Origin of the sequence: Geodermatophilus sp. TF02-6 (assembly GCF_003319115.1) — a bacterium.
GTDB lineage: Bacteria > Actinomycetota > Actinomycetes > Mycobacteriales > Geodermatophilaceae > Geodermatophilus.
Genome location: NZ_QOHF01000005.1, coordinates 132,731 through 146,279, shown reverse-complemented (window position 1 = coordinate 146,279; position 13,549 = coordinate 132,731). Strand labels below are relative to the sequence as shown.

Here is a 13,549-nt window from a genome sequence, read left to right as displayed (position 1 = left end):
TCCTCATGCCCGCTTGTCGCTGTCCTCGTCGACGATCTCGGCGTCGACCACGTCGTCGTCGGACGACGTCGTGGTGCTGGAGGCACCGGTGTCACCCGGGGCGCCCGCACCGCCCGTGCCCTGGGCCTCGGCCTGCTGGGCGTACAGCGCCCCGCCGACCTCCTGGGACACCCGGGCGACCTTCTCCTGCGCGGCCTTGATCGCGGCGATGTCCGAGCCACCCAGCGCCGAGCGCAGCTCGGTGAGGGCCTCGCCGAGCTCCTCCTTCTTGTCGGCCGGGATCTTCTCGCCGTTCTCCGCGAGGAACTTCTCGGTCTGGTACTGCAGCGACTCGGCCAGGTTGCGGGTCTCGGCCTCCTCGCGGCGGCGCTTGTCCTCCTCGGCGTGGGCCTCGGCGTCGCGCATCATCCGCTCGATGTCCTCCTTGGGGAGGGCCGAGCCGCCGGTGATGGTCATCGACTGCTCCTTGCCCGTGCCGAGGTCCTTGGCGGTGACGTGCACGATGCCGTTGGCGTCGATGTCGAAGCCCACGTCGATCTGCGGGACGCCGCGCGGCGCCGGCGGCAGACCGGTCAGCTCGAACATGCCGAGCTTCTTGTTGTAGGCCGCCATCTCGCGCTCGCCCTGGAAGACCTGGATCTGCACGGACGGCTGGTTGTCGTCGGCCGTCGTGAAGATCTCGCTGCGCTTGGTCGGGATCGTGGTGTTGCGCTCGATGAGCTTGGTCATGATCCCGCCCTTGGTCTCGATGCCCAGGGACAGCGGGGTGACGTCGAGCAGCAGGACGTCCTTGACCTCGCCCTTGAGGACGCCGGCCTGCAGGGCGGCGCCGACGGCGACGACCTCGTCGGGGTTGACGCCCTTGTTGGGCTCCTTGCCGCCGGTCAGCTCGCGGACCAGGTCGGTCACGGCCGGCATGCGGGTCGAGCCACCGACCAGGACGACGTGGTGGATCTGGCCGAGGGAGACGCCGGCGTCCCGGATCACCTGGTTGAACGGCGCGCGGGTGCGGTCGAGCAGGTCCTGGGTCATGCGCTGGAACTCGGCACGGCTGATCGTGACGTCCAGGTGCAGCGGGCCCTCGGCGCCGGCGGTGATGTAGGGCAGGTTGACGTTGGTCGACTGCGCGCCGGACAGCTCGATCTTGGCCTTTTCCGCCGCTTCGCGGAGCCGCTGCATGGCCAGCTTGTCCTTGGACAGGTCGATGCCGTTGGCGACGTTGAAGGTCTTGACCAGGTGGTCGACGATCCGCTGGTCCCAGTCGTCACCGCCGAGGTGGTTGTCACCGGCGGTGGCCTTCACCTCGATGACGCCCTCGCCGATCTCCAGGAGGGAGACGTCGAAGGTGCCACCACCGAGGTCGAAGACGAGGATCGTCTGCTCGGTCTCGCCCTTGTCCAGGCCGTAGGCGAGCGCGGCCGCCGTCGGCTCGTTGACGATGCGCAGGACGTTGAGGCCCGCGATCTCCCCGGCCTCCTTGGTGGCCTGCCGCTGGGCGTCCTCGAAGTAGGCGGGGACGGTGATGACCGCGTCGGTCACCGGCTCGCCCAGGTAGGTCTCGGCGTCCCGCTTGAGCTTCTGCAGGATGCGGGCGCTGATCTCCTGGGGGGTGTAGCGCTTGCCGTCGATCTCCGGGGTCTTCCAGTCGGTGCCCATGTGCCGCTTGACGCTGCGGATGGTGCGGTCGACGTTGGTGACCGCCTGGTTCTTGGCCGACTGGCCGACGAGGACCTCGCCGTTCTTCGCGAACGCGACGACCGACGGGGTGGTGCGGGAGCCCTCGGAGTTGGCGATGACCGTCGGCTCGCCGCCCTCGAGGACGGTGACGACGGAGTTGGTGGTGCCGAGGTCGATACCGACCGCACGAGCCATGGAGCTGGCCTCACTTTCCGTGTGTACCGGGGTGGTTCCGTCTCAGGAGTCGGGGACCCGCCTTGCGTGGAGTCCACTCAACTTTCCTGCCCACCCTAACGGCACGTCGCGCCGGGGTGTTCCCGAGGTCGGCGATCTCCGTGTGGTCGTCGTCACGTCACACCCCCGCCGTCGTCGCCTCGCTCGTCGCCGGAGCCGTCGCACCACCGCCGGAGCCACCCTGCAGCACGGCTCTCGCGGATGCGGGGCGGCTCTCGCGGGCGCCGTCCACAGCGCCGTCGGCCGAGTCCACGTCGACGCCCACGACCCGGCGAGACTGCGCGGGTGCATCCCAGCCTGCGCGCCCGAGCCGAGCGTCGGTACGGCGTCTTCACCACGGCGGAGGCGGTGGCCACTGGCTACACGCACTCGGAGATCAGGGACCTGGTCGCCTCCGGCCGCTGGACCAGGCTGCGGCGCGGCGTCCTCATCGCGACTGCCGACCTCGAGCGCGCTCGGGGGCAGGGGCGCGGATACCGGGTGGACTGCCTGTCGGTGCTGCTCGCGCTGGGTCGACCAGGCGCGCTCGTCAGCCACACGTCGGCGGCGCGGCTCTGGGAGCTACCGCGCCCACCGGACGGCGACGACCTCGTGCGCCTGACGGACCCGGACCGGTGGCGCCGCGGTGAGGGGTTCTCGATGACCCGGGCCCCGATCCAGCCGGTCGAGAGATGGCGAGCCGGTCCGGTCCACGTCACCTCCGCGGTGCGCACGCTGGTCGACTGTGCTCGGGAGTGGTCACTGGAGGACGCCGTCATCGCCATGGACGCGGCACTGCTGGCTGAGCGCACCACACGCGAGGACCTGCGCGCCGCAGCGGTGGCGGTCCACCACTGGCCCGGCGCCTCCCGCGTGGTGCGCGCTGCATCCTTCGCCGACGGCCGCGCCGAGTCGCCGCTGGAGACCCGCGGCCGGTTGCGCATCGTCGGCGCCGGCCTGCCGACGCCCGAGCTCCAGGTGGAGATCCGCACCGGTTCGCGGCTCGTGGCCGTCGTCGACGCCTGGTTCGACGAGGCCGCCGTCGCGGTGGAGTTCGACGGGCAGGTGAAGTACAGCAACCCGTGGCGCGGGTGGACCCCCGCGCGGGTGCTGTGGGAGGAGAAGCGGCGCGAGGACGAGCTGCGCGCGCTCGACATCGGGGTCGTGCGGATCGCCGACGCAGATCTCGGTGACCCCTGGCCCCGCACGGAGGCACGACTGCGGGAGCTGCTCGCCACGGCCGGTCCGGCGCGGCGACGGTTCGTCGCAGCGCCACGCGAGCGAGGGCGGCGGCAGGCCGGCTGACCAGAGCCGCCCTGCATCCGCCGGAGCCACCCTGCACAGCGGCTCCGGCGGATGCGGGGCGGCTCTCGCGGCGGAGGAGGACCACACCGCGGCTCCGATTCGCAGGGGTGGGCAGGCGGAGGGCGCCGCCACGGCCCGCCCCACCAGGGGTTACCGGCGAGTAGCCTGCACATCGGACAGCTATCGTCCGACACGCACGGGCGCCGGTGCCCGCGCACGGTCCGCTCGACGGCGGCGAGCCTCCTCGCGCCGTCCCCGCGGGCGGGGGATCGACCGACGCCTCGCAGGCGTCCGGGAGGGAATTCGATGGGCCCCTTGCAGATCGTCCTCGGGACGATCAGCGTGCTCTTCCTCGTCGTGGCCGTGGTGTTCGCCTACCGGGCGGTCCGCGCCATGGTCCGGATCATCCGGACGGGCCAGCCGGACGGCACCCGCAGCGGCCCGGTGGGCCCGCGGCTGAAGACGCTGGTCGCCGAGTCGCTCGGGCACACGCGGATGCTGAAGTGGTCGACGATCGGCGTCGCCCACTGGTTCGTCTTCGTCGGCTTCTACGGCCTGTTCCTCACCCTGGTCGAGGCCTTCGGGGAGGTGTGGAACCCGGCCTTCCACCTGCCGCTGATCGGCGAGTGGAGCCTGTGGAACCTCTTCGCCGACGTCATCGGCACCGGCACGATCCTCGGCATCCTGTACCTGATCTACCGGCGCCAGAAGGACCACCCGCGCCGGCAGGGCCGCAGCAGCCGCTTCGCCGGCTCGAACGAGGGCCGCGGCTACTTCGTCGAGGCCGTCGTCCTGGTCATCGGCGTGTGCATCCTGCTGATCCGGGCGCTGAAGATCTCCTCGGGCCTGACCGACGCCCCGGCCTGGTCGCACCCGGTCTCCGGCCTGCTGGCCACCGTGCTGCCGGACAGCCCGGACCTGCTCTCGGTCGTCGCGTTCGTGAAGATCGTCGTCTCGCTGACCTGGCTGGTCGTCATCAGCCGGCTGCTCAACATGGGCGTCGCCTGGCACCGGTTCAGCGCCTTCTTCAACATCTACTTCAAGCGTGAGGACGACGGCAGCGTCGCGCTCGGCCCGCTGCAGCCGATGACCTCCGGCGGCAAGCCCATCGACTTCGAGGACCCCGACGAGGACGCGACCTTCGGCCGCGGCAAGATCGAGGACTTCACCTGGAAGGGCATGCTGGACTTCACCACCTGCACCGAGTGCGGGCGGTGCCAGAGCCAGTGCCCGGCGTGGAACACGGGCAAGCCGCTCTCCCCCAAGATGGTCGTGATGGACCTGCGGGACCACCTGTACGCCAAGGCCCCGTACCTGCTGGGTGCGAAGACCGCCAGCGAGACCGCGCCGGACTACGACGTCCTCGAGCCCAGCGACGAGCAGGTGTGGGCCTCGGGCTACGCCCGCATCGAGGGCACCAACGACGCGCAGGCCCACCGGCCGCTGGTCGGCACCCTCGCCGACGGCGGGGTCATCGACCCCGACGTGCTGTGGAGCTGCACCAACTGCGGCGCCTGCGTCGAGCAGTGCCCGGTCGACATCGAGCACGTCGACCACATCGAGGACATGCGCCGCTACCAGGTGCTCATCGAGTCCAGCTTCCCCTCCGAGGCCGGCGTGATGCTGCGCAACCTGGAGAACCGCGGCAACCCGTGGGGCGTCCAGGCCAGCACCCGTGAGGACTGGATGAAGGAGCTCGACTTCGAGGTCCGGCAGGCCGACGGCCCGCTCCCCCACGAGGTCGAGTACCTGTTCTGGGTCGGCTGCGCCGGCGCCATCGACGACCGCGCCAAGAAGGTCACCAAGGCCGTCGCGGAGCTGCTGCACACCGCCGGGGTGGAGTTCGCCGTCCTGGGCTCGGGGGAGACCTGCTCCGGCGACCCGGCCCGGCGCATGGGCAACGAGTTCGTCTTCCAGATGCTGGCCCAGGAGAACGTCGAGACGCTCAACGGCGTGTTCGAGGGCCGGGTGCCGGGGATGCGCAAGATCGTCACCACCTGCCCGCACTGCTTCAACTCGCTGGGCCGGGAGTACCCGCAGGTCGGCGGGCACTACGAGGTCGTGCACCACACGCAGTTGCTCGGTCAGCTCGTGGCCGACGGCCGGCTGGCACCGGTCACCCCGGTCGACCGCAAGGTCACCTACCACGACCCGTGCTTCCTCGGCCGGCACAACAAGGTCTACACGCCGCCGCGGGAGATCCTCGACTCCGTCGCGGGCCTGTCCACCCAGGAGATGCACCGCTGCAAGGAGCGCGGCTTCTGCTGCGGCGCCGGTGGGGCGCGCATGTGGATGGAGGAGAAGATCGGCAAGCGGATCAACGTGGAGCGCACCGAGGAGGCGCTCGACCTCGATCCCGACGTCATCTCCACCGCGTGCCCGTTCTGCATCACGATGCTGTCCGACGCGCTGACCGCCAAGAAGCAGAACGGCGAGGCCGGCGAGCACGTCGAGGTGCTCGACGTCAGCCAGATCCTGCTGCGCTCGCTGGCCCCGGTCGGCGCGCCGGGCACCGAGTCCGGCCCGGACGTCGGCACGCAGGCCGACGACGTGGCCGGCACCGGCTCGGCGGCCACGGAGCACGGCGCGCCGTAGGAGTAGAAGGGCTCCTCTGCCCCCCCACTGCTCGCAGGCTCGCAGCGGGACCCTGCAGAGGGGCCGCCGGTACCCGGGAGGGGGCCTCGGGACGGGGCCGGGCACCGGGAGCGGGCCGAACCTCCCGCACCCGACGGCGCGCCCTCCGCGGCCGAGCGGTCGGAGACCGGGGCATCCTCGCGGCGGCCTGAGCGAGGCGGTGGTCGCCCCCGGGCGCGAGCGACCCGACCGGTCGGAGGACCATCGTCCGGTGACCCGCACCGCCGCCAACCCCGCCCTGCGCACCTCCACCCGCCGCGGCCTGGTGCTCATCGGGACGGCCATCGTCCTCACCGGCCTGAACCTGCGGACGGCGGTCAACAGCGTCGGCCCGGTGCTGGAGGAGATCGAGCACGGCCTGGGCATCTCCAGCGGCCTGGCCGGGCTGGTCACCAGCATGCCGCTGCTCTGCTTCGCCCTGATCGGGTTCGCCGGCCCACCGCTGGCCGCCCGCTACCGCGACGGGCACGTGCTCGCCGGCGCGATGCTGACCATGGCGGCCGGCCTGGTCGTGCGCGCCGTGGCCGGGGCGTTCTGGCTCTTCCTCGTCGGCACCGTGCTGGCGATGGTCGGCGGCGCCCTGGGCAACGTCCTGCTGCCGAGCCTGGTCAAGCGCTACTTCCCCGAGCGCACGGGGCTGTTGGTCGGCGCCTACGGCACGGCCATGGCCGTCGGGGGCGCGGTCGCCTCCATCTCGGCCGCGCCGCTGGCCGCCGCCGCCGGCGCCGAGGGCTGGCGGTGGTCGCTCGGGGTGTGGGCGGTGTTCGCGGTGGCCGCCGCGCTGCCGTGGCTCGCGGTCCCGGCCCGGCCCGGCGCCTCACCCGAGACGCACGTCCACGTGCGGATGCGGCCGCTCGTGCGCAGTCCGATGGCGCTCGCGCTGGCGGCCTTCTTCGGCCTCCAGTCGATGGAGGCCTACGTCATCGTCGGCTGGACGCCGCAGTACCTGCGCGACGCGGGCCTGTCCGCGGCGACCGCCGGCCTGCTGCTGGGGGTCAACACCGTCGTGGTGATCCCGCTCAACGCCGTCGTCCCGGTGCTCTCGGTCCGCCCGCACCTGCAGCGGCCGCTGCTGGCGGCCTTCGGCGTCTGCTACACCGGCGGCTGGCTGGGCCTGCTCCTGGCACCGCGCAGCGTCCCGTGGCTGTGGATGAGCCTGCTCGCCCTGGGCATGGGGACCTTCGCGATGGTCCTCACCCTCATCGGGTTGCGCGCCCGCACGCCGGAGACGACCGCCGCGCTGTCCACCGCCGTCCAGGGCTGGGGGTACCTGTGCGCCGGCGCCGGGCCGCTGCTGGTCGGCGTGCTGCGCGGCAGCACCGGCAGCTACGCCGGCATGTTCGTCGTCGTCCTCACCGGGGTCGTGCTGCTCATGGCCACCGGCTGGTCGGTGACCCGCCAGCGCTACGTCGACGACGAGGTACCCGGCTGGGCGGTCCCCGCGGTCAGGGAGCCGGACGCCGTGTCTCGGCGCGGGTGAAGTTGCGGAACGAGCGGGACGGCGTGGGGCCGCGCTGGTCCTGGTAGCGGGAGCCGTACACCGCCGACCCGTACGGGTGCTCGGCCGGGCTGGTCAGCCGGAACAGGCACAGCTGGCCGATCTTCATGCCCGGCCACAGCGTGATCGGCAGGTTGGCCACGTTCGACAGCTCGAGCGTGATGTGCCCGGAGAACCCCGGGTCGACGAAGCCCGCGGTGGAGTGGGTGAGCAGGCCCAGCCGCCCCAGGGACGAGTTGTGGGTGGGCACGTAGCCCTCCCCGATGAGGAACACCCCGCTGGGCGAGGAGACCTGGATGCAGCGGACCGGCACGGTCGGCACCGGGCGGACGGCGCGGACGGCGCGGAACTCGTGGCCGCGGTCGTCGGTCCGGAGCCGCGCCAGCTTGCGGGCCAGCCGGAACACCGGGACCCGCGGCGTGAACTGCACCTGGAAGACCGGTCCGCGCTCGATGCCGTCGCGCACCGCCGGCTCCTTGCGCCGCGTGGGACGCAGCCCGAGGCTGGCCGCCACCTCGTGCACCGCCCGGGAGACGGCCTCCCGCGGATCGAGGAACTCGCAGCGGCCGTGCTCGTCGACGTGGCCGCCGGCGTCCATCAGCCCCTGGAGGAGGGCCAGGCGCTGGTCGACGTCGGCGGTCAGGTAGGCGGCCGGCACGCGTTCGTCGCCGAGCAGGCCGAGCGCTCGCAGGTGACTGGACAGCGACCCGCTCCCGCCGGAGCGTCCACCCGCTGTCCGCCGGTGTCCGTGGCGGTCGTCGCCCGCCGCTGCACCCAGCCGGTACGTCGACGGGCTGGTCGCCGGCCGGACCTGGTAGCCGGCGGCCGCGACGTGCGCCAGGACCTCCTCGTCCCCCCGACCGACGGTGATCTCGCCGGTGGTGCTGGCGCCGCCGCCGAGCCAGTAGCCCAGCACGTAGGGGTCGACGGGCAGGTGGGCCGCGGGGTACCGGGCGGCCCCGGCCAGCGCGATCTGGTGGTTGGACTCCTCGCCGTACCGCAGGGTGGCGGCGATCTCGTCGGTCGTCTTGGCCGACGCCGTCCGCGGACGGCCGGGCCGACGCTCCTGCTCGCTCGTGGTCACCCACAGGTGCGAGGCGTCGGCGGTGAACAGCGAGCCGTCGCTGAGCTCGACCTCGCGGCAGGGCCGGCCGAGCATCACCCCCGTGGCGGCGACCACCCGGCACGGGACACCGGTGTCGTCGAAGACCTCGTCGCCCACGGCGAGCTCGCCCATCGTCGTCCACCCGGCCGGGGTGGGGACCGGGGTCTGCAGCGCCAGGGCCTTGCCCTCCAGCCTCGCGGCCAGGTCGTCGGGGACGGTGACGACCTCGAGGGTGGAGCCGAGCACGAACTCGCCGGGGTGCAGGACGAACGGCTCGTCACCGTCCGGCTCGACCAGGGTGGTCAGGTCGTCCTGCTGCTGCGCCGGGTCGATGTGCGTGTACCGGGCGTTGTTGAAGACCCGGAAGAAGCGGTCCAACCGGACGTCGATGCTCGACGGCTGCAGGAGCGCCTCGTCGTAGGGCTCGATGCCGAGCCGCCCCTGGGCGATGGCAACCGTGATGTCACGGTCGGACAGCAGCATGCGCCGGAGTCTAGGGAGACGCCCGTCCCGGCCGACCCGGGCACGTCGGCCCGGGCGCCGCACGATCGAACAGGACCGATCCGGCTGGACACGCAGGTCGGCGTGCCGGTGCGACCGGCACGAGGTCGTCCGGACACCCGGGCGGAGAACTCCTCTCCCGGTGTCTGATCCCGGTGTCTGCGAGGGCCTCGGTCACCTGCCGACGTAGGCCGCGAGGTGCTCGCCGGTGAGGGTGGAGCGGGCGGCGACGAGGTCGGCGGGTGTGCCCTCGAAGACGACCCGGCCGCCGTCGTGGCCGGCTCCGGGGCCGAGGTCGACGATCCAGTCGGCGTGCGCCATGACCGCCTGGTGGTGCTCGATGACGATGACCGACGAGCCTGCGTCGACGAGCCGGTCGAGCAGGCCGAGCAGCTGCTCGACGTCGGCGAGGTGGAGGCCGCTGGTCGGCTCGTCGAGGACGTAGACGCGGCCCTTCTCGGCCATGCGGGTGGCCAACTTCAGCCGCTGCCGCTCGCCACCGGACAGCGTGGTGAGCGGCTGGCCGATGGTGAGGTAGCCCAGCCCGACGTCGGCGAGCCGGTCGAGGACGGCGTGCGCCGCCGGCGTCTTCGCCTCGCCCGCGCCGAAGAACTCCTCCGCCTCGGTCACCGACATCGCCAGCACCTCGGCGATGTCGCGCCCACCGAAGGTGTACTCCAGCACCGACGCCTGGAACCGCTTGCCCTCGCACTCCTCGCAGGTGATGGCGACGCCGGCCATCATCGCCAGGTCGGTGTAGACGACGCCGGCGCCGTTGCAGGTGGGGCAGGCGCCCTCGGAGTTGGCGCTGAACAGCGCCGGCTTCACGCCGTTGGCCTTCGCGAACGCCTTGCGGATCGGGTCGAGCAGGCCGGTGTACGTCGCCGGGTTGCTCCGCCGCGAGCCACGGATCGGGGCCTGGTCGACCGACACCACCCCGTCCCGCCCGGACACCGAGCCCTCGATCAGCGAGCTCTTGCCCGAGCCGGCGACGCCCGTGACCACGCACAGCACGCCGAGCGGGATGTCCACGTCGACGTCCTGCAGGTTGTGCGCCGTCGCGCCGCGCACCTCCAGCACCCCCGACGGCGTCCGCACCGTCTCCGTGAGCGCGGCCCGGTCGTCGAGATGACGGCCCGTGGCGGTGCCGCTGGCCCGCAGCCCCTCGACGGTGCCCTCGAAGCAGACGGTGCCGCCCGCCGCCCCGGCGCCGGGGCCGAGGTCGACGACGTGGTCGGCGATCGCGATCGTCTCGGGCTCGTGCTCCACGACGAGCACCGTGTTGCCCTTGTCCCGCAGCCGCAGCAGCAGGTCGTTCATCCGCTGGACGTCGTGGGGGTGCAGGCCCGCGGTGGGCTCGTCGAAGACGTAGGTGACGTCGGTGAGCGAGGACCCGAGGTGGCGGATCATCGTGACCCGCTGGGCCTCGCCGCCCGAGAGCGTGCCCGACGGCCGGTCGAGCGAGAGGTAACCGAGCCCGATCCCCACGAACGAGTCGAGGGTCTCCCCCAGCGCCGCCAGCAGCGGCGCCACCGCTGGTTCCTGCAGGCCCCGCACCCACTCGGCGAGGTCGCTGATCTGCATCGCGCAGGCGTCGGCGATGTTGATGCCCTCGATCTTCGACGACCGGGCCTCCTCGCTGAGCCGGGTGCCGCCGCACTCGGGACAGGTGGTGAAGGTGACCGCCCGCTCCACGAAGGCGCGGACGTGCGGCTGCAGCGCGTCGACGTCCTTGGACAGCATCGACTTCTGGATCCGCGGGATCAGGCCCTCGTAGGTCAGGTTGACGCCGTCGACCTTGATCTTGGTCGGCTCCTTGTGGAGCAGGTCCTGGAGTTCTCTCCTGGTGAACTCCTTGATGGGCTTGTCCGGGTCGAAGAAGCCGCAGCCGCTGAAGATCCGGCCGTACCAGCCGTCCGTGCTGTAGCCGGGGATCGTGAGCGCACCCTCGTTGAGCGACCTGCTGTCGTCGTACAGCTGCGACAGGTCGATGTCGGTGACCGCGCCCCGGCCCTCGCAGCGCGGACACATGCCGCCGATGACGCTGAAGTCGCGGCGCTCCTTCACGGTCCGTCCGGCGCGCTCCAGGGTGACCGCACCCGCGCCACTGATCGAGGCGACGTTGAAGGAGAACGCCTGGGGGGAGCCGATGTGCGGCTCGCCCAGCCGACTGAAGAGGATGCGCAGCATCGCGCCCGTGTCGGTGGCGGTGCCGACCGTCGAGCGGGGGTCGGCGCCCATCCGCTGCTGGTCGACGATGATCGCGGTCGTCAGCCCGTCGAGCACGTCGACCTCGGGCCGTGCCAGCGTCGGCATGAAGCCCTGCACGAAGGCGCTGTAGGTCTCGTTGATCAACCGCTGCGACTCCGCGGCGATCGTGTCGAACACCAGCGAGCTCTTGCCCGAGCCGGAGACGCCGGTGAACACCGTCAGCCGGCGCTTCGGGATCTCGATGCTGACGTCCTTGAGGTTGTTCTCGCGCGCGCCGAGCACGCGGATCAGGTCGTGGCCGTCGGCGACGTGCAGGGCGGGCGACGGGGTGTCCGTCCTCGGAGCTGTGCGCATCGGATCTCCCTCTGTCGGGCGGGGTCGCCGACGCGGTCCGTCGTCGGCGTCGCCTGTGTCGACCTGACCAGCGGCGAGTGGTGCGTCCGGTTCTCCCCCGGTCGGCGCGGCCGCGGCAACCGTCGGCTGTCTACCGGATCGGCGGTGTCACCGGGGTGTGCGACGCCCGTCCGGCTGACGCCGGCCCGGGACGCGCTCGGTGCGAGGACCCGGGAGTACGCGCCGCGTGCGGCCCGTGCGGCCTCTGTGCCCCGGCTCCGCGGCGCGTCCAGCCGGGGTGTCGGACCGACCAGCCGCCGTCCGTGCCGGTGCCGTCCGGAACGACCGGGCGGCTCAGCGCAGCTCCTGGATGCGGACCGTGTTGCCGGCAGGGTCGCGGAAGGCGCAGTCGCGGACGCCGTAGTCCTGCTGGGTCGGCTCCTGCATGACCTCGGCGCCGCTGGCCTGGACCCGCTCGAACGTGCCCTCGAGGTCCTCGGTGGCCAGGACGATGGAGGCGTAGGTGCCCTTGGCCATCATCTCCGCGATGGTGCGGCGCTCGTCGTCGGTGATGCCGGGGTCGGCGGCCGGGGGGTGCAGGACGACGGACGTACCGGGCTGGCCGGGAGGGCCGACCGTGATCCAGCGCATCCCGCCGTACCCGACGTCGTTGCGGACCTCGAAGCCGAGGGTGTCGCGGTAGAAGGCCAGGGCCGCGTCCGGGTCGTCGTGCGGGAGGAAAGTGTAGTGGATGGTGAGGTCCATGGCGGTCACGCTAGGGACGGCGCGGTGACCGGCGCTTCTCGATTCCTGACCGGTCGGGTGACCCGTTTCGCCACGCACGACGGGATGCCTCCCGTCGCCTGCGCGGCGAGGCGCCGGTAGGTGCTGGGCGGCATGCCGACCAGCTCGGTGAAGCGGGTGCTGAAGGTGCCCAGCGACGAGCAGCCGACCGCGAAGCAGACCTCGGTGACGCTGAGGTCGCCCCGACGCAGCAGCGCCATGGCGCGCTCGATGCGGCGCGTCATCAGGTAGGAGTACGGCGACTCGCCGTAGGCGCGTCGGAACTCCCGGCTCAGGTGCCCGGCCGACACGTGCGCGCCGCGGGCGAGCGCCTCGACGTCCAGCGGCTGGGCGTACTCCCGGTCGATCCGGTCGCGGACGCGACGCAGCCGCGCGAGGTCGCGCAGGTGCTGTCCCTCGGCGGATCCGCTGGTCATCTGCGAGATCGTGCCACGGCGCGCCGGAGTTCACCGACCGTTCCCGGTCGCCGCGGGGTCGGCGGCGGCCATGCCGTCGGGCCTCCACCGGGATCTGTCCGAGCGGCCCGACACAGGGCCTCCCGGACGCCGCCCCGACGTACGTCCCGTGTACGCTCTCCGGAGATGCTCGGTCCGCGGGGGTGGTCGCCGCCCTTGCAGGTCGGAGCACCACTGCGGGTGTAGTTCAATGGCAGAACATCAGCTTCCCAAGCTGACAGTGGGGGTTCGATTCCCCTCACCCGCTCCAGGCAAAACCGCAGGTCAGGTCTGCTATTCGGAGGTCGGACGGAGCTCCGGAGAAGCCCCTCGACACGCCGTTCATGACCCCTGTGACCCCCTGTTTTCCGTCCCGTAGGTCATGGATAGGTCACGCCGGACGATGCGTCCGCGCAGGTCACGACCCGCATCCGGGGAGACGTGACCCCGCACCGACCACTCTGGAAGCCCACGCCTCGCAAGACTGGGTCAGACGGGCTGGCAGGCGGAGGCTCGAGATGCCATCGATGACCTCGGCGGCGTCGCCGAGGGTTGTGCAGAGGGCGGCTCCACACTGCCAGGCCGACTTGATCTCGTTCGTAGCGGTTCGCTGCGGTTCCATAAGCGGCTTGAGCTGCCGTTTCGGACGACGGCGGATCTTGACGCACGACCGCGAACGGGCCCAACTGCGACCACAACTGCAACCACGGAGCGGGGAGAGGGGCGCGCCGGCGAGAGCGCCGACGAGGCCCTGCGGCATGCAAGAGCAGTGATGATCGCCGCCGCCCCGCCAAGCCCGGGATGAGCGCCATGTCTCCGTCCCAGCCCTGCATG

The 13,549-nt window shown here is 72.0% G+C and carries 7 protein-coding genes, 1 tRNA gene and 2 pseudogenes; 4 read left to right on the top strand and 6 right to left on the bottom strand.

Going from position 1 to position 13,549, the window contains the following annotated elements; all coding sequences use genetic code 11:
- Positions 1–3 precede the first annotated feature (3 nt).
- Complete coding sequence (gene dnaK / locus DQ238_RS06705) at positions 4–1,872, bottom strand: molecular chaperone DnaK (protein ID WP_113780522.1); 1,869 nt, start codon at positions 1,870–1,872, stop codon at positions 4–6.
- A gap of 324 nt (positions 1,873–2,196) precedes the next feature.
- Here dnaK and DQ238_RS06700 point away from each other — a divergent pair, with 324 nt between their 5' ends.
- From DQ238_RS06700 to DQ238_RS06690, 3 genes are all read left to right on the top strand, one after another.
- Entirely contained in the window at positions 2,197–3,195 is a 999-nt protein-coding gene (locus DQ238_RS06700) for a type IV toxin-antitoxin system AbiEi family antitoxin domain-containing protein (protein WP_113780521.1), read from the top strand.
- 306 nt (positions 3,196–3,501) lie between these two features.
- The gene (locus DQ238_RS06695; protein ID WP_113780520.1) at positions 3,502–5,790 is read left to right on the top strand and encodes a (Fe-S)-binding protein; all 2,289 of its coding nucleotides are present in this window, start codon (positions 3,502–3,504) and stop codon (positions 5,788–5,790) included.
- Positions 5,791–6,040: 250 nt separating this feature from the next.
- A complete protein-coding gene (locus DQ238_RS06690; RefSeq protein ID WP_113780519.1) occupies positions 6,041–7,309 on the top strand; it encodes an MFS transporter in 1,269 nt (422 codons plus the stop codon).
- Here the strand turns inward: DQ238_RS06690 and dcd (DQ238_RS24335) are convergent.
- From dcd (DQ238_RS24335) to DQ238_RS06665, 5 genes and pseudogenes are all read right to left on the bottom strand, one after another.
- A pseudogene (gene dcd, locus DQ238_RS24335) lies at positions 7,275–7,562 on the bottom strand (dCTP deaminase); the annotation flags it as partial. The gene DQ238_RS06690 and the pseudogene dcd (DQ238_RS24335) sit on opposite strands and share 35 nt — an antisense overlap.
- Positions 7,563–8,609: 1,047 nt before the next feature.
- A pseudogene (gene dcd, locus DQ238_RS24330) lies at positions 8,610–8,915 on the bottom strand (dCTP deaminase); the annotation flags it as partial.
- Positions 8,916–9,107: 192 nt separating this feature from the next.
- Positions 9,108–11,498, bottom strand: a complete 2,391-nt coding sequence (locus DQ238_RS06675; protein WP_113780518.1) for an excinuclease ABC subunit UvrA — start codon at positions 11,496–11,498, stop codon at positions 9,108–9,110.
- 333 nt (positions 11,499–11,831) lie between these two features.
- On the bottom strand, positions 11,832–12,242 hold the full coding sequence (locus DQ238_RS06670; RefSeq protein ID WP_113780588.1) for a VOC family protein: 411 nt from the start codon (positions 12,240–12,242) through the stop codon (positions 11,832–11,834).
- Between the two features lie 5 nt (positions 12,243–12,247).
- On the bottom strand, positions 12,248–12,697 hold the full coding sequence (locus tag DQ238_RS06665; RefSeq protein ID WP_113780517.1) for a helix-turn-helix transcriptional regulator: 450 nt from the start codon (positions 12,695–12,697) through the stop codon (positions 12,248–12,250).
- Positions 12,698–12,912: 215 nt separating this feature from the next.
- Between DQ238_RS06665 and DQ238_RS06660 the strand changes: the two genes are divergently transcribed.
- A tRNA-Gly gene (locus DQ238_RS06660) sits at positions 12,913–12,986 on the top strand.
- The last annotated feature ends 563 nt before the right edge of the window (positions 12,987–13,549 follow it).

Coding starts and splice junctions, on each gene's coding strand:
- dnaK (WP_113780522.1), bottom strand. CDS start 1,872: ATGGCTCGTGCGGTCGGTATCGACCTCGGCACCACCAACTCCGTCGTC.
- DQ238_RS06695 (WP_113780520.1), top strand. CDS start 3,502: ATGGGCCCCTTGCAGATCGTCCTCGGGACGATCAGCGTGCTCTTCCTC.
- DQ238_RS06675 (WP_113780518.1), bottom strand. CDS start 11,498: ATGCGCACAGCTCCGAGGACGGACACCCCGTCGCCCGCCCTGCACGTC.
- DQ238_RS06670 (WP_113780588.1), bottom strand. CDS start 12,242: ATGGACCTCACCATCCACTACACTTTCCTCCCGCACGACGACCCGGAC.
- DQ238_RS06665 (WP_113780517.1), bottom strand. CDS start 12,697: ATGACCAGCGGATCCGCCGAGGGACAGCACCTGCGCGACCTCGCGCGG.